12 protein-coding genes and 1 pseudogene are annotated in these 16558 nt (G+C 48.1%); 5 read left to right on the forward strand and 8 right to left on the reverse strand.

Translation table 11 applies throughout. The annotated features are described in order from the left end of the window. Positions 1-273, forward strand: a pseudogene (locus tag JGK07_RS31015) (hypothetical protein); the annotation flags it as partial. Positions 274-296: 23 nt separating this feature from the next. Here the strand turns inward: JGK07_RS31015 and JGK07_RS31020 are convergent. After that, positions 297-1886: a HAMP domain-containing sensor histidine kinase gene (locus tag JGK07_RS31020; protein WP_293193327.1), complete on the reverse strand. Its 1590-nt coding sequence runs from the start codon at positions 1884-1886 to the stop codon at positions 297-299. A gap of 283 nt (positions 1887-2169) precedes the next feature. Between JGK07_RS31020 and JGK07_RS31025 the strand changes: the two genes are divergently transcribed. Continuing rightward, positions 2170-3573 (forward strand): TldD/PmbA family protein, encoded by a 1404-nt coding sequence (locus tag JGK07_RS31025; protein ID WP_293193339.1) that lies wholly within the window; start codon positions 2170-2172, stop codon positions 3571-3573. A 269-nt stretch (positions 3574-3842) separates the two neighbouring features. Here JGK07_RS31025 and JGK07_RS31030 read toward each other — a convergent pair whose 3' ends face one another. From JGK07_RS31030 to coaE, 3 genes are all read right to left on the reverse strand, one after another. Further along, positions 3843-4079: a hypothetical protein gene (locus JGK07_RS31030; protein WP_293185737.1), complete on the reverse strand. Its 237-nt coding sequence runs from the start codon at positions 4077-4079 to the stop codon at positions 3843-3845. 199 nt (positions 4080-4278) lie between these two features. After that, a complete protein-coding gene (locus JGK07_RS31035) occupies positions 4279-4482 on the reverse strand; it encodes a hypothetical protein (protein WP_293185738.1) in 204 nt (67 codons plus the stop codon). Between the two features lie 536 nt (positions 4483-5018). Beyond that, entirely contained in the window at positions 5019-5747 is a 729-nt protein-coding gene (gene coaE / locus JGK07_RS31040) for a dephospho-CoA kinase (protein WP_293213334.1), read from the reverse strand. Positions 5748-5771: 24 nt separating this feature from the next. Between coaE and JGK07_RS31045 the strand changes: the two genes are divergently transcribed. From JGK07_RS31045 to JGK07_RS31055, 3 genes are read left to right on the forward strand one after another with little or no spacing between them, the layout of a single operon-like run. Next, a complete protein-coding gene (locus tag JGK07_RS31045; protein WP_293213336.1) occupies positions 5772-5927 on the forward strand; it encodes a hypothetical protein in 156 nt (51 codons plus the stop codon). Between the two features lie 27 nt (positions 5928-5954). Next, on the forward strand, positions 5955-11078 hold the full coding sequence (locus JGK07_RS31050; RefSeq protein ID WP_293226574.1) for a CHAT domain-containing protein: 5124 nt from the start codon (positions 5955-5957) through the stop codon (positions 11076-11078). After that, positions 11072-11251: a hypothetical protein gene (locus JGK07_RS31055; RefSeq protein WP_293185742.1), complete on the forward strand. Its 180-nt coding sequence runs from the start codon at positions 11072-11074 to the stop codon at positions 11249-11251. Before JGK07_RS31050 ends, JGK07_RS31055 begins: the two co-directional genes overlap by 7 nt. 381 nt (positions 11252-11632) lie before the next feature. On the opposite strand, the gene JGK07_RS31060 is transcribed toward JGK07_RS31055, so the two are convergent. From JGK07_RS31060 to cobA, 4 genes are all read right to left on the reverse strand, one after another. Next, positions 11633-12265, reverse strand: coding sequence for a restriction endonuclease subunit R (locus JGK07_RS31060; RefSeq protein ID WP_293226580.1), 633 nt, complete (start codon positions 12263-12265; stop codon positions 11633-11635). A 152-nt stretch (positions 12266-12417) separates the two neighbouring features. After that, a complete protein-coding gene (locus JGK07_RS31065; protein WP_293185745.1) occupies positions 12418-12996 on the reverse strand; it encodes a Uma2 family endonuclease in 579 nt (192 codons plus the stop codon). 94 nt (positions 12997-13090) lie between these two features. Continuing rightward, a complete protein-coding gene (locus JGK07_RS31070; protein WP_293185746.1) occupies positions 13091-14278 on the reverse strand; it encodes a tetratricopeptide repeat-containing serine protease family protein in 1188 nt (395 codons plus the stop codon). A gap of 504 nt (positions 14279-14782) precedes the next feature. After that, entirely contained in the window at positions 14783-16351 is a 1569-nt protein-coding gene (gene cobA / locus JGK07_RS31075) for a uroporphyrinogen-III C-methyltransferase (RefSeq protein ID WP_293193335.1), read from the reverse strand. Positions 16352-16558 lie beyond the last annotated feature (207 nt).

Consider the following 16558-nt stretch of genomic DNA (forward strand, 5'->3'; position numbering starts at 1 on the left):
TCTGGAAAGCGCGTTAATCGTGGATTATATCGGTCAAAAGATGGAAGCAAAATTAATGCAGACTGCAATGGCGCTGCGAACATTTTGCGAAAAGTAGCGGCAACTTTAGGGCTATGCCTAAAAGGAGTCAGTAGGGGCGCTTTGATTTCGCCTTTAAAAGTTCGCATCTGGACTCTTCAAAAATCCCCGTCCCGGAGTGGGCTGGGGAGTATCAATTGTGATTCGGTATTGGCAGAAGGAACAGAATTTGCGATCGCGCTACCGCTTGTTTAAAATGCCTTGTGCTCTAGCTGTAACTATTGCAGCGGCAAAAATACGGTCATCACCTCACCCTTTTGGGGGCGCTGGCGAATTACCAGCTTGCCGCCAGCAGCGCGAAATAAATTCTTAGTGACGCTCAAATTTAAGCTCAAACTTCCTGTCTCCGGCTGTACCATGAGCAAAGGCCCGATCGATCGCAAAGGAGCATTCGCCGATCCTCCAAAAGTCGATACGCCGTTACCTTCAGGTAAGTGTTCCGATTCTAACTGCAATTTTAATTGACTCCCAGCCAACGTCACCTCTACCTGAATGCGACTTCCCGATCGCAAAGTTCGAGTAAAATTCTCAATCAAATTAGTTAACACCTGATCCAACATCGTCGGATCGCTGACTACCGCCGGCAATTTTTGGGGCACAATCACTTCTAAAGTGTGGTTGCGCTGAATCGCTTGTTTTTGCCAGCGAGGAATGCTATTTTGGAGCACTTCACCGAGGGACATGGCTGTTAGCTGCAATGCGGAATTTTTAGCTTGCGACATTTCCATTTCCACGGCGCGGAAAATTAAACCGAAGCGATCGATCTGAGCGGTACACTCAGCATCGATGGTTTCCAAACGCTTCACCACCACTGGATCGAGTTTGGGGCGTTTCAGCAGCAACCGAGTCAGGGTGCGGATGGTGGCCAAAGGAGTGCGGACTTCGTGGGCGATCGCCTGTAGCAACTCCACCTCTTTAGTAGCGTGAGGAATTGCAGACTTGCACTTGATATCTTGCCTACCTTTCAGGCTATCCTCAACTCTTTCATCCTTGAGCCTGCCTGCTTCCTCTTTCCCAACAGGCAAATTATTTAACAACAAGCTGGTGAACAGCGCGACTGTTTGATATTTGGGAGCAACAGGCAAAAACTGCTGGAATAGCGCATCTAATTTATGAGTAGAATCGTGAGTAGAATTAGGAGTTAATTGGTGCGATCGCAAATTGAATCGACCGTCAGAATTAGCAAGCAAACATTCACTTTCAGTTACGCGGCGCCGCAAAACTTCCCAAGCTTTGGCGACGACTTGGGGGTCGAAGGAAAATAGAAAAGCCGGCATTCCCGCAGCATTTTCACCCAAAACCATCACCAGACTAAAACTAGCCGTTAAAACCACACAAAATTGTTCGTTCGCCAAAGGATCGCCGATCGCCAAAGCCAAAGTCGGGGCCGTCGCAGGCACGGATCTTTGCTTGTCAGCGGCCGGTAGCAAAGCTAAAGTTTGTCTAGCACGAAAAGACCACAAAGCTGCATCGTTGTCAGGAATACTGGTAAAAATCCAATTAGCAAAGCCCGAAGCCACCACCGGCTCAGTCAAAACCGAAGATGGGCCCGACAAAATCAATCCCTGACAGGAATTGGGGACGGGGGATGGGGAGAGACAGTGTGTTTGCTTCGCGAGCATTTGATTCAAAGTTGCGATCGCCCCGTACCATTCCTGTTCAGCTTTGGGCCGGGAAGCCGCACGACTCCCAGGACACTTCGGGCGGTTGTTTTCTCCAGCCAACTTCACATCAAACAGACTGAGGTCATTTTCTAAGGCCTCGGAGGCTAAAATCTCGCTGATTGTCGGTAAAAAGTAAGTATTCACAGTAGGTATAAACCCACCTTCACCAGGTATGAAGGATGAAGTATTTATTTATAGGAATGTTCAGGAGTAAAAATTCAAGCACCAGCAGAACCCAAAAATCCCGCATAATTTCTTGCGCTTTGCTCCTAACTCACAGGATATCCACATTTGTCAACTATCGTTATTGGCAGAACCGTACAAATTAAGTCGCAATCTCCGCGCTGCGGGCGATATTTTTGACGAACCCACCCGATCGCCCCGGCAAAAGTGCAAAATGGATGCAGTTAAACACCGTGCTTTCCTTATGCCCACCTCGATCGCCGACTCGAAAAATCTGTTGTCAGAGTTAATGGCACGCTACCGCAACCAAGTAGATTATCTAGCAATTCGACTCGAAGAAGCCGAAGGCACAGACATCCTGCTGCGGGGCGAAAAAATTGAAACCCTCAGCGAAGGAGTCTCAATTGGCGGCCAAGTCCGAGCTTGTCACAAAGGCGGCTGGGGCTTTGCCAGTTTTAACCGACTTTCCACCCTCGCCGAAAGAATCGAAGAAGCCATCGCCGCAGCCAAACTGATCGGCGAAGAAGAAACGATTCTCGCGCCAGTTACGCCAGTACAAGACATTTGCTTCCTGCCTTTGACAGGAACAGACCCCCGTCTGGTGCCGCTAATTGAGAAAAAGCAATTGTGCGATCGCTACGCAGCCATCCTACGCAGCATAGACCCCCGCATCGCCACCATCTCCGTGCGTTACGGCGACAGCACCCAGCGCACGATCCTCGCCACCTCCGAAGGCACGATGCTCGAACAAGGTTGGGCAGACATGGAAATGCGGTTTGCCGCCACAGCCCGCAGCGGGGAAACCGTACAAACCGGCCGCGAAACCACTGGTTCGCGGAAAGCTTACGAAGATTTAACCGAACTTGATACCCAAGTTCGCAGTGCCGCCCAGCGCGCGGTAGACTCCCTAGCCTTGCCCCCCGTCCAAGGCAACACCTACACCGTCGTCATCGACCCAATACTTAGCGGATTGTTCGTCCACGAAGCCTTCGGACACCTTTCAGAAGCTGACATGGCCTACGAAAATCCTGACATCTTGGAAATTATGACCCTCGGCCGCCAGTTCGGCCCGAAAAACTTGCAAATTTTCGACGGTGCTGCGCCACAGGGACACCGGGGCAGCTATTTCTATGACGATGAAGGGACTCCGGCGACTACGACTCAGTTAATTAAAGACGGCGCTTTAGTTGGGCGGCTGCACTCGCGGGAAACTGCGGGTAAGTTGGGAGAAACGCCTACGGGCAATGCTCGCTGTTTAAATTATCACTATCCGCCGATCGTCCGCATGACGAATACTTGGATCGAACGGGGCGATACGCCGGTTGCGGATTTATTTTCTGGTATCAAAGAGGGTGTTTTCGCGCGCAATTGGCAAGGCGGCATGACTAACGGCGAAATGTTTACTTTCAGCGCCGGCGAAGCTTGGATGATTCGCGATGGCAAACTGGACAATCCGGTGCGGGATGTAACTCTTTCGGGTAATGTTTTCAGCACTTTAGCGGATATTGAGGCGATCGGCGACGATTTCTACTGGGATGAATCCGGCGGCTGCGGGAAGGGAGGACAAAGCGGTTTACCCGTGGGCTGCGGCGGCCCGAGTTTGCGGATCCGGGATGTCGTGGTTGGCGGCGAAGCTGCGGAAGAGTAGAGCTTCAAAACCGTGGAATATCTACTAGGTAAAGCGCCAGATTCCTACTAGCGCTTTACCTATTTTTTTTGATCTAAAACCTGAAATTTTAGGGTGATATCATGTCTGGTTGCATGGAAATTATTTAACCGCAGAGAACACAGAGGACACAGAGGGAGAGAATAGAGATCTGAATACAGGACGATGCTACCGGATTTGATATGAATCGATCGTACCATTTTTGATTTTGATTGGGTTGACTGACGGTATCAGCATCAGTCGAGAAAGTCTCAAGACTCAAAAAGTCTGGTTTCTGCGATCGCGTGCGAGTCTCGGCGAGAACATCCCGGAGACGGCGAGGTTCTACACCTTTGTGCATCGTTTTTGGTATCTTTAGCTGCTAATAGCAGTTGTTGCGATTTATTGAACTGATGTTCTGCAATTGAAAAGTTTGCTAGTTTTTGAGGAATCACAAGAGCGCTAACTAATAGCGTACTCAAACAAATTAACTTGATGGTAGTATTCATTGTGTTGTGTTTTTTTTTCAGAGATTTTTGCTCCCCGATCCAACATCGCTTCAGCCAATCTGGAAGTAATTGCGTTTAACTCTTCGTTTAAGAATGCCCTCATTACTTATTTATCTCCCTCGACAGAGTAGGGAAAAATACTCAAAGTAATCGGCCGATTTATTTTGCTTTGTTTAGCAAAAACATCCATTGTTTGGGTTTATCTCCCGCTGCCTCGTTCGGGCAAGGTATCTTTATCGTTATCTGCGTAAAATATCTGAGCGTTGGCTTGGACGGTCATAATTTCGGGAGCAGGTTTGTCTTGAGAGAAAAAGGTCGATCGGGTTTCTAAGCTTTGAGCGTTAACTGCTGTGCTACTCAGTAGCAGGGTTGACATCAGCATGGAAGAGTAAAGGCGCATCATAGAGTTCCGTGTCGTATTTTCTATTTCTTGATACGCAGCCTGTACTCTGCTATCAGGGCAAAAACAGGTAAAAAAAAAATTGAATTGCCGCGAAATCATCAATTGGTAATTGATGACCCATACATTTTTTTGAATTTTAGTCAAACGGGGTAAAACCCCTCGTTTCTCTCACTGTTTCAGTTGTAAGTTCAAGTTACCTACTAATTGCCGAAAACCACCAGCAGTCAAGGCTTCCCATCTTTTTGCGACACTCTTGCAACCAGGAAACGAAACCGTAAGTTATAAATATTTACGAGTCTTCAGATTAACTTCATAATTTATTGATATGGAGATGCAGCCTCGGATTAAAGACACAAAAACACAGTATCCTGGGCGCGGCTTGGGCACTCTATATATTTATATGTTGTTGAATCAGATTCCTGAAATTGTAGATATTTACGAGTTTTCAGATTAACTTCATAATTTATTGATATCGAGATGCAGCTTCGGATCGAAGACAAGCTAATGCCACATCAGAATGTCGCGCGTAACATAGGCTACGATCTGATTTGCGAATCTATGTATAGGAATAGAGAGTCGAGGGTTGACGAGTTATCCAAAACAACATCAGCTTGTTGGCACTTGTTAGCTAGCGGCATCTGGGCGTTAATCCGTGCATTAGCTCGATCGCAACTCAAGCCGTCTCGGTGCATCAGCCGCTGTAACTGCACTTCGGGCGAACAGTACACCACCCAAATTTCGGTACACAAGTCAGTCATGTTAGCTTCAAACAGCAGCGGCACTACCAACACCAAAGTCAACCTGTCAGTCTGGGCGCCGAAACCTGGTTTTTTTTCAACCACACTTGGTTCTAATTCTCGATCGCCTTCCCAAAACCCGCTTTCTTGAGTTTTTGTACCTAATTCATCTGTGTCTGGGGATACCAGATTTAAGGCAGCAATGTAGCTTTGAGTTTCCTCCACTAACCGGCGGCGCACATAAGGGTGAATCTGTTGATCTAACCACTGCCGTTCGGCTGCGTTACAAAAAATAATATTTCCTAACTCGGGGCGGTTTAAATTGCCGTCGGGGAGCAAAATAACGGCGCCGTATCGTTCTACAATAGAGTCTAGTATTGGCGAACCTGGGTGCACAGCTTCGCGGGCGTAAATATCGGCATCTAAAATCGGAAATCCATAGGTATATGCCAGATAATTAGATATAGCGGTTTTCCCGGTGGCGATGCCCCCAGTTAAGCCGATCGTGCGGACAATTCGATCGCTCATAATTTTCTCTGTTTAAACTCAACGGTGTTTCGACACTTACTGTCCGTATTTGCTATGTTGGTGACACAATTAAAATTAGACTTGAAATTGGGAATTGGCGATCGAGAGTTAGGGTTAGGAATTGTCAGCATGAGGGTGCGATCGACTGTTTTTTACCTAAAATCTCCATTTAAAACTTGAATTCAGGTCTAGATCGAGGCAAATTTTATGAAAGCTCAATCTGCTGTGCGATCGATTCTGGCAGCAATTCCCCTGGCTGGATTTTTGATATTAGATTTTTTCCCCAACCTGGTTTTCTTCAAAGAAGATAGCAGCGGATGGGTGATTGTGGCAATTTATCGCCAATCTCAAATTGCTGCGGCCGAGCCAATTATGGCAGCCCCAGACGGCACCGGAACCACCATCACCACGCCCGGTGCGTCGCCCTCTCGCTACGATATTACAGGTGGCACAAGTTCCAGAGACGGAGCAAATCTGTTCCACAGTTTTACTCGATTTGGTTTAAATTCTGGCGAAACTGCCAATTTCATCTCCAACCCAAACATTAAAAATATCCTCGGCCGCGTTGTCGGCGGCGACGCTTCCTTAATTAACGGTCTAATTCAAGTTAGCGGTGGCAATTCTAATTTGTACCTGATGAACCCGGCAGGGATTATTTTTGGCAGTAATGCGCGACTAGACGTACCAGGGTCTTTTCTGGCTACCACCGCTAGCAGTATCGGTTTTGACAGCGGCTGGTTCAACGGTACGGGGGCGAATAACTACGCGGGCCTAGTGGGAGCACCGAATACTTTTGCTTTTGGCGCACAGCCGGGGAGTATTGTCAATGCCGGTGACTTGGCTGTGGAAAACGGGCAGAGTTTGACTTTGCTGGGCGGTACTGTCATCAGTACGGGGAGACTTTCAGCGCCAGGCGGTCAAATTACGGTGGCGGCTGTCCCGGGCCAAAATCTGGTGCGGTTGAGTCAAAACGGACTTTTGCTGAGTTTAGAAGTTGCTCCGGCTGCGGGAGTGGCTGGTTCGGAAGCTCTGCCGTTTTCTCCTCTGAGTTTGCCAAAGCTACTCTCGGGTTCCGGCGTGGCTAGCGCTACTGGTATAACTACGAACGATCGCGGTGAAGTCGTACTTACGGGCGGCCAAACAGTAGCGGCAGGTGCTGGAACTGCTTTGGTATCGGGTGCTGCGGACGTGTCTGCCAGGGGGGGCGCGGGAGGTACTGTCAACGTGTTGGGCGACAAGGTAGGGCTGTTGTCCGCGAAGATTGAGGCTTCTGGGCCCGACGGCGGGGGAACGGTGCGGATCGGGGGAGATTACCGAGGCGAGGGAACTGTGCCGAATGCCAGAATGACTTACGTGGATGGCAAAAGTTCGATCGCAGCCAACGCCACTCGATCGGGTAACGGCGGCAGAGTTTTTGTCTGGGCGGACAACACAACAGCATTTTTGGGCCGCATCAGCGCAACGGGCGTTTCTGAATCGAACAGCAGCGGTGTTGGCGGGTTTGTGGAAATTTCGGGGAAGCAAAGATTGATGTTTAACGGCACTGTCGATACTTCCGGGACAAACGGTTTGGGGACTTTGCTGTTCGATCCTGAAAATATTTTAATTACAGATTCCTCAGAAGCTGCGGGGGATGCGGCAGTTATTGCTAACAGTAATATTTTGGCAACACAAACGCCTTCACCAGGGCAGCAAAACCAGGACGATTCTTCGCTGACTATTTCAAGAAGAGCTTTGGAAAGTATCTCGGGGACAACCAATGTGGTTCTGGAAGCCCTGAATGATATTAAAATTGCTGATTTGGCGGATAATAAGTTGAGCTTTGCCGCAACTACTGGATCCGTGACATTGAGAGCAGATGCCGATCGCAATGGTGCGGGTGTTTTTTCGATGAATGCTGGAGATACAATTAGCACTCGCGGAGGCGCGATCGCCCTGGAGGGAAGTCAAATTACTGCGGGCAATTTGTCCAGCAACGGCGGAAATATTAGTTTAATTAGTCCGGGGACAACCGTTGCAGCCAATGTTTCGGCATCGAATTCCAGCGGCGGCACAAGTGGCAATATTTTGCTCGAAGGCCTGAACGTCACAGCCCAAAAACTTGATGCTAGCGGTTCTAAATCGTCGGCAAATGTAACTTTGACGGCTCGGAATATTCTGGGAGTTAGTTCGATCGCCGGTGGTTCGGGAAACATTACTTTAACTGGTAATGAAATTAATTTGAAAGGGGACAAAAATTCGGTCAGCGGGACGGGCTTTTTGGTACTCCAACCTTGGAATCTCGGTCAAAATATTGCGATCGCTGGTTCTGGAGATGTCGGGACTAATACTTATTTGAATCTGACAGCAAGCGAGCTCGAAAATTTGCAAAATGGGTTTGCTGGAATTACGATCGGCCGCAGCAACGGTAGCGGTTCGATTCTGATTGCTAATAATTTCACATTTTACGATCCGCTAATTATTCAATCGCCGACGGGTTTGGGAACAATTACGAGCACAAGTTCCCTGACAGGGGCAGACAATGCCTCAATTACTCTGAAAGCTGAGGGCAATATCCGCATCGGAAATATCACTACCAACAATCAGGAAATTCGCATCAATAGCACAACCGGCAATGTGACTACGGCTGCGCTACGCACAGGAAGTCCCCCCAGCATCAACACGAATGTCAATTCTGCGAAAGTGCCGCGCACGTCGGGGGGAGATGTGAGCGTTACCGCCGAGGGTACGGTGACTGCTGGCGCGATCGACACTAGGGGCGATCGCGCGGGGAATGTGACGCTGACTGGCCGCGGCGGAGTAACTGTTAGCGCGATCGAAGCTGGCGGCTCGGAAACAGGTGGAAATATTACTCTGACAGGCAACGAAATTGACTTGACGGGCGGCAACAATTCGATCGCCAGCAACGGCAATCTGGTGCTGCAACCAATCGATCCGGCTCAAAATATGACGATCGCCGGTGCTGCTGAGACTGAGGCTTTGAACTTGACTGCTGCGGAATTCAACTCGCTGCGAAACGGGTTTGCTTCAATCGCGATCGGGCGTGCTGACGGTAGCGGCTCGATCGCGATTACTCCAGCAACCACAACGCCCAATTCAACGCCGGCGGTGACATTTCAAGATCCGACGACGATTCGATCGCCCTTGGGATCTGGTGCGATCGTGGGAACTGGTGCGATCGTGGGAACTGATAACGCTAGCATCGCTCTGATGGGCGGTAGTGTGGCAGTGGGAGACGTTACCTCGAATGCAGGGATTAATATCACTAGCAGTCAAGGTAATGTGACTGCTGGTACGGTTTCCTCTCGATCGGCAAATGGGACGGCGGGCAATATCAACATCCGCAGCGCGGGCTCGGTAGTCGTGGGCAATGTCAATGCTTTCGGTGCCTCAAGTGGCGGAGATATCTCGATCGTGGCGCCGGGCCGGATCGTGACAGGGGTGATCAATTCTAGTTCGCAGTCGGGAAGTGCCGGTTCGAGCAAGATTACCGGGCAGAAAGATGTTGAAGTTGTTTCCATCAAAGCTAATGGAAATACGGGCGGCGATGTGGCAATCCAGGCTGGGGGATTGTTCCGGGCTGCTGGAAGCGAAACGACGAGCGATCGCGCCAGCGTTAGCATTTCTACAGACGGACAGGTGCGATCGGGTTCGCTGACGCTGTTGCAAAGCACTTGCCCGTCGGGAAACTGCACAACCACGACTGTTGGGACAGGAAACTCGAAGTCGAACGCTACCTCCTCAACTACTGCTACCGCGCCCCTGTTGAGCCTGCCGAGTCCAGCACCAACTACCACTGTGGGATTAAAAAATACAGGCAATTCTCCACAAATTGTCACTCAGACTCCGAGCGTGTCTTCGCCCAAGAGCGGTACCGCAAATGTACCCTCAGGGTCTGCTACTGTGCCTGTTGAGGAACGGTCGAACGAGACTGCTGCCGGCTCTGTTTTGCTGTCGCAGTCGGTGTTAAAAAACAATGTGGGTGCGTCTAGTGCGACAGAAAACGGCGGTGGAGCAACTGCACAAAAACCTGGAAGTGGCAATACAGACAGTATCGCGAGTTTGAGGCTGCCTGAGATTTCTCGATCGACTTCGATCGCGCAAATAAGTCCGATCGACGCAGTGCAGCAAAGGGATAGAGCTCAGGGCCGGGAATTTGAACGTTACTTTGGTGGAAATCTCGATCAAAAGTCAATCACGCAGCAAAGTATCCGAGATACTCTCAGCAGCGTCAATCGCTTGACGGGAGTTAAACCGGCGATCGTTTACGTCTGGGTGAAAGACAAGAATTTAGAACTTGTGTTGTTATTGCCAGACGGCAAAAATGTGTTTAAAAGCGTGCCTGCAAGTCGCGAAACAGTGCTGCAAGTTGCTAAGGAATTCACTAATGCTATCAGAACTCCCAAAACATTGACTGGTTCTGATTACAAGCAACCTGCCCAGCAACTTTACCAGTGGTTAATTGCACCGATGCAAGCGGAATTGGATGCTAACAAAATTGACACCTTGGCGTTTTCGATGGATGCCGGTTTGCGAACTTTGCCTTTAGCTGCTTTGTTTGACGGCAAACAGTTTTTAGTAGAAAAGTATAGTTTGGGGCTGATTCCCAGTTTGAGTTTGACTGATACTCGCTATGCCGATGTTAAGGGTTCGGAAGTTTTGGCGATGGGTGCGTCGAAATTTCCCGAAAAATACGATCAAAATCCTTTACCTGCGGTGCCGCTCGAAATATCAACAATTGTGGGCAAGATTTGGCATGGTGCGTCTTTTCTCAACGAACGTTTTACGCTGGCAAATTTGAAGGAAAAACGCAATCAATCCCAATACAAAATTATTCACTTAGCTACTCACGGCGATTTTCAGCCTGGTGGTGCAGAAAATTCTTACATTCAGTTTTGGGATACTAAATTGCGGTTAAATCAGTTGGAAGAGTTGAAGTTATCTAACCCACAGGTGGAGTTGTTGGTTTTGAGTGCGTGCACTACGGCGGTGGGAGACGAACAGGCTGAGTTGGGGTTTGCGGGATTGGCGGTACACGCGGGGGTAAAATCGGCTTTGGCGAGTTTGTGGTATGTGTCAGATGCTGGAACTTTGGGGTTGATGACCGAGTTTTACCAGCAGTTGCGGACGGCGCCGATTAAGGCTGAGGCTTTGCGGCAAGCGCAGTTGGCGATGTTGCGCGGGGAAGTGCGGTTGCAGGATGGTTATTTGGTGCGATCGGGCAACAATCAAGCTCTGCCTTTGCCTGCGGAATTGACGGCTAGGGGCGATCGAAATTTGTCGCATCCGTATTATTGGGCCGCTTTTACAATGATTGGTTCGCCTTGGTAATTTTGAAGGAAGAGGGAAGAAGGAAGAAGGAAGAAGGAAGAAGGAAGAAGGAAGAAGGAAGAAGGAAGAAGGAAGAAGGAAGAAGGAAGAAGGAAGAAGGAAGAAGGAAGAAGAAATCCCTATCTACATATCGACAATTTTGCTGGCGACGCACCTTAGGAACGAAAATTTAATAACTTACACTCTTAAAAGTGGGATGGGCGTCCCGCCCGTCCTTTATAGACCAATACGGTTTACTTAACACTATTTATGCCCGGAGATCCCCTAAATCCCCCTTAAGAAGGGGGACTTTAAGAGCTTCTTGTCCCCCCCTTCCCAAGGGGGGTTAGGGGGGATCTGTCTTAAGTGAACCGTATTGCTTTATAGACGGGCGGGACGCCCATCCCACAATAATTAAAATTGTAAGTTATTTAATTCTCATTCCTTACCACAATGGTACGATCGGGAGCATCTCCGTTTTGCAAAAAGCATTTTTTAAACAGCGGACGCCAGGACGTACTACGAACCTTTTTTGTGATGCTAATCGACCGGGCATGATATGATATGACTCATCACTAATTGTTACCTGCTATCTGACTCAAGCGTTTGAGGATGCGGAGTACATCGTGTAGATTATTGGTGCGATTGCTAATTCCAAATAAATCAGATTTGGCATATCGCGGTGATTCTCCGTTGAGCAACTTGACAAAGATGAAACTGCCTCCTGTAGCAATCATGCCGTAACTCGGCTTCTCTGGGTTCGGGTTTGCCAGTAGATAAGCTAAGATTTGGGCCAGCCCCGCTTCAATGGAAAATGAAACTCGTTTCGATTCGATTACCATCAGCCACAACTGGTCTTTTAAAACTAAAGTATCCAGGCTACCTTTAATAATCACGCCTTCATCTTCTTCGGAAATTTCGACGGATTTTTCCGGTTTAATGTAAAATGGGTGCAGGTAAAACTCGCCGGTGAACAGTAGTGGAGAGACGATCGACAAACTGATGGTTTTTTCCAGCATCGGCGGATACTCTAGCAAGTTGAAGTAACCCGCTTTAATCTGATCTAGCTGTCGTTTCTGAAACTCTGTGATTTCTGGTAACTCCTCTTGCCATTCCGGGAAAAATTGGTCGTCTGTGACAAGTTGCAGGTTAAAAAGTGTTTTTAATTCTTCTAGCGTGACATTTTTAGCTTGAATAGTTTGAACCATAATTTCCTAGCCTTTATTTTATAGATATTTACAATTTTATCAAATTCCTCTACAACCAAATTGGTTCGTAGTGAGGACTTCAGTCCTTCTTTTTATGAGGACTAAAGTCCTCACTACGAACCGAAGATAGGCGAAGTTATAGTTTAATCTTACTAATTCCAAATTTTTTGTAGATTCAGAACAAATCCCGGCAAAACCTCTTCCCCAGAAAGGGTGAGAGGAGATTGTAAAACTTCAACTGGTTGACCGGGGCGATAAATTTCTACTTCTCGTTTTTTGCGGTTAATCAGCCAACCCAAACGGCAGCCATTTTCCATATATTCTTGCATTTTTGCCTGCGTCTTGTTCAAGCTGTCACTCGGAGAAAGAAACTCGATGACAAAATCAGGACAGAGGGGGATAAATTTGTCTCTTTGTTCGGGTGTCAAAGCTTCCCACCGCGATTTTTCGACCCAGGAGACATCGGGAGAGCGATCGGCTTTACTGGGCAGAGTAAACCCTGTGGAGGAATCAAACACTTCTCCGAGTTCGGTTCGATCGTTCCACGTCCAGATTTGAGCATTCGCTGTTGAGTTGCGTTTCCCTGTTTCTCCTCCGGTTGGCGGCATGACAATTAATTCTCCGTTGGCGTTGCGTTCTAGTTTCAATTCTGGGTGTTCTTCGCACAGTTGGTAGAACTGTTCGGAAGTTAGTTTGACAATGGAATTGAGATTTAAGGTGATAGCAGTCATGATTATTTACCTGCTGTGTATATGAACTAGATTAAGAACTAAAAATGGGATGATTCATTTTTAATTCTTAATTTTTAATTCTTAACTTCTAATTCTACTGCAATTGTTGGATGCGCTTGAGGGCATCTTGATATGCAGTTGTTCTGCCGCCTTGCTTGTAAAGTTCCGCTGCTTTTTGAAAGTCGGCAATTGCTTTGGCTTTGTCTTCTGTCAGGTAAGCTAAAGCTCGGTTGTAGTAGGCGTCGGCAAAACCGGGATTGGCTGCGATCGCACTCGTGTATGCTTGAATAGCGGTTCCACCGCGGGTGGGGTCGGGTTGTGGCAAGCCGGCAGTAATGAAAGTGCGGGCATTGCCGATATTAAAATGCAATTCTGGGCTGTATTTAGGATTGAAAGTGAGTGCTTTGTTGAAATCGGCGATCGCCTCCCAAGCCTCTCCCTGATCTAAGCGCGAAAGCCCTCGAAAATAATAGGCTTGGGCATCTTTTGGGTTAACGGTGGATACCGGGCCGATAGTTGTGGGAGTATTGTCTACTTTCAACTCGGATTTGTTGATTCCCGCCGCCACCAGTTTGGCGATAAAAGTATTAATGGGAACTGCTGCATTAAATCCTGTTTTAATTGGGGCGACTTCCCCGTTACTGATTTGGGCAAAACCGAATTCCCCTTGTCCGTGCAAACCGATGACTCGGGCTTCAGAGTCGAAAACTGGCCCGCCACTCATGCCACTCCAAGTGACGGCTTGATACCGCAAAGTGTAACCTTCCCGGCGATCGCGCGGGCGGCTGGTAACGAGTCCGGGAGACATTTCTGGTTCTCGTTCGGCCCCAAAGAGTCCGCCCGTAGCGGGATAGCCGTAAACGAAGATTTGAGTGCCGATGACGGCTTTGTCAGAATCGGCTAGCGTCGCCACTGGATATTCTTCGGGACTTTCAAATTTGACTACTGCTAAATCCGGATCTGTTGGGGCTGTTTGCAAGCGGGTGACGTTGCTTACTTGATAGTTTTTGCCCGCCGACGTGCGAACGGTGTATTTCACGTCTGCTTTTTCTACGACGTGATTGACTGTTAAAACTGTGTAAGTTTTGCCGTTTTTGGCAATAATTACCCCGGAACCGTCTCCGAGGGAACTATTGATTTGTACTGTCAGCGGCCCGGCGATGCTGGCGACTTCTTGGGGAGTTTTGGCGATCGCCGGTTGGCTGATGACTATGGTTAAGGCTGCGGTGGTTCCTGCTAGCAAGGTGGTTAAGGTGTCATAACGAGAAAAATTCATATTCATGGCTGTTGCTAATTGGTAGTTTGGTATGGGAGTTCGCTGCGGTTGGTGGTTTGGGCTTTTTTGGTTTTTAGTTTGATTAATGTTTTGACGCTATTGGCGATCGGCTTTGTTATTTACTGATAATTTTACTCGCTTTTTTGTTCCGCGATTTCCTATCTAGACATTCAGTTGTAAGGTATGTCAGGCTTGCAATGTCTACAATAAATTAGGCTTGGCCTTTGACGAACCCTACTCACTATGGATGATTCATTGCTATGTGGTAGCTTGTTCGCTAATTGTTGGATGCAAAAGTTGAAGCGGTACGTTGTTGGGCTTTAGCCCTGAAAGAGCGCCCAAGCGCAACTACGTACCTTTGAAAGAGCGCTGAAGCGCAACTACGTACCTTCAAGAGCGCTGAAGCGCAACTACGTACCTTCAAGAGCGCTCAAGCGCAACTACGTACCTTCAAGAGCGCTCAAGCGCAACTACGTACCTTCAAGAGCGCTCAAGCGCAACAGAGCGCAACTATGTAATTTGATGTTTTGTGGCCCATTGGACGATCGCCTCAGTCAACCCATCTAATGTATATTCTGTCGCTTCTACGTCTAACTTGCCCAATAAATTCTGGCAGCTTTTGGAGGTTTCCGGGCCGATGGATGCGATACAAACTTTTTCTAGCCAATCCTGAGATAAGGAGAATTCGGGAGTTGTTTCGAGGAGGTGGCAAAAGTTATGTACGGTTTTGGAACTGGCAAAGGTTATGATATCTACGGCTTGATTCTGGAGTGCGGCTAGGGCGATCGGATCGATTGTTTCGGGACAGCAAGATTGGTACGCTGGTACTTCGATTACTTGCGCTCCTTTGGCGGTGAATTCTTTGACTAAAACTTCTCTTCCCCCACTTTCTACTCTGGGAAATAAGATTTTGCAGTTTTGCAAATTGTCGGGGAAGTTTTCGACTAGGGAATCGGCGACAAAGTTGGGTGGAATAAAGTCGGGTTGTAGTGAGTGCGATCGCAAACTTTCTGCTGTCTTTTTCCCAACTACTGCTATTTTAATGCCAAACAAGCTCCGCGCGTCTTTGCCTTTTGCTTGCAATCGTTGAAAAAACCAGTCTACGGCGTTGTGGGAAGTGAGGATTAACCAGTGAAAGCTTGACATTTGCCCGATCGCGCTATCCAACGGTTCCCAACTTGAAGGCGCACCAATTACTAAGGCTGGCATTTCGATCGCGCGGGCACCCAGTTGCTGGAGTCGATCGCTAAATTGACCAGACTGGGAGGCCGCGCGGGTGACTAAAATCGTTTTTCCGGCTAGCGGTTGGCTGTGGTTAGCGGTGACAGGTGTATGGCTCATGTTTGTGCTTTCTGGCCAGATTAAAAATTCGCGCAATCTAACTACTTCGCCAATGACGATGACGCAAGGCGAGAGAGATTCACCTGTTGTTTGTTGTACAATGTCGGAGAGCGTGCCGATCCAGATTTGCTGTTCGGGGCGGCCGCAATCTCGGATGATGGCGATCGCAGTTTCGGGCGATCGTCCGTGTTTTTGTAATTGCCAGACTATCTCGCTTAAATTGCGCCCTCCCATCAAGATTACCAGAGTTTCTATCCGCACTAAAGCTTCCCATTCCAGCGCATCAGGTTCGTGGGCGCTCATCACTGCAAAACAGCGGCTCATCACCGGATCTGTGAGGGGAATTCCTGCTAGTAAAGGTGCCGCAAATGCTGACGAGATTCCCGGCACAACTTCAAATTCGCAGCCTGCTATAATTAATGCTTGAATCTCGGAACTGGAGCGACCAAAAATAAATGGATCGCCACTTTTAAGTCTCACTACTTGTTTGCCAAGTTGGCAATGTTCTACCAGCAAACGGTTAATTTCTTGCTGCTGGGTGGAAGGTTTGCCACCGCGTTTCCCTACTTCTATTTTCTGACAAGTGACTGGAATTAATGCGAGTTGCGGGATGTCGATGAGTGCGTCGTAGATTAAGACTTCGGCTTGGGAGAGCAGTTTTTGCGATCGCACTGTCATCAAGTTACAATCTCCGGGCCCCCCACCGACTAGATAAACTTTTCCTTTTGAGTTTTTCATAAGTCATCCTCGATAGTATAATTTAAGGAAGAAGGAAGAAGGAAGAAGGAAGAAGGAAGAAGGAAGAAGGAAGAATGAGCAATTATGAAATAACAAATACTAATGCCCAATGGCTCTCCAGAACTTATGGTGATAATTTTATCTAATGCAAGAAACAAGCTAATACGCGATTTCTAAAATTATCAAAATTAGAAAAGCCATACCCTT

The sequence above is a fragment of the Microcoleus sp. PH2017_24_DOB_U_A genome (genome assembly GCF_020738205.1).
Lineage (GTDB): Bacteria > Cyanobacteriota > Cyanobacteriia > Cyanobacteriales > Microcoleaceae > Microcoleus.

Coding starts and splice junctions, on each gene's coding strand:
- JGK07_RS31025 (WP_293193339.1), top strand. CDS start 2,170: ATGCCCACCTCGATCGCCGACTCGAAAAATCTGTTGTCAGAGTTAATG.
- cobA (WP_293193335.1), bottom strand. CDS start 16,351: ATGAAAAACTCAAAAGGAAAAGTTTATCTAGTCGGTGGGGGGCCCGGA.
- JGK07_RS31070 (WP_293185746.1), bottom strand. CDS start 14,278: ATGAATATGAATTTTTCTCGTTATGACACCTTAACCACCTTGCTAGCA.
- coaE (WP_293213334.1), bottom strand. CDS start 5,747: ATGAGCGATCGAATTGTCCGCACGATCGGCTTAACTGGGGGCATCGCC.
- JGK07_RS31030 (WP_293185737.1), bottom strand. CDS start 4,079: ATGAATACTACCATCAAGTTAATTTGTTTGAGTACGCTATTAGTTAGC.
- JGK07_RS31065 (WP_293185745.1), bottom strand. CDS start 12,996: ATGACTGCTATCACCTTAAATCTCAATTCCATTGTCAAACTAACTTCC.
- JGK07_RS31060 (WP_293226580.1), bottom strand. CDS start 12,265: ATGGTTCAAACTATTCAAGCTAAAAATGTCACGCTAGAAGAATTAAAA.
- JGK07_RS31035 (WP_293185738.1), bottom strand. CDS start 4,482: ATGATGCGCCTTTACTCTTCCATGCTGATGTCAACCCTGCTACTGAGT.
- JGK07_RS31050 (WP_293226574.1), top strand. CDS start 5,955: ATGAAAGCTCAATCTGCTGTGCGATCGATTCTGGCAGCAATTCCCCTG.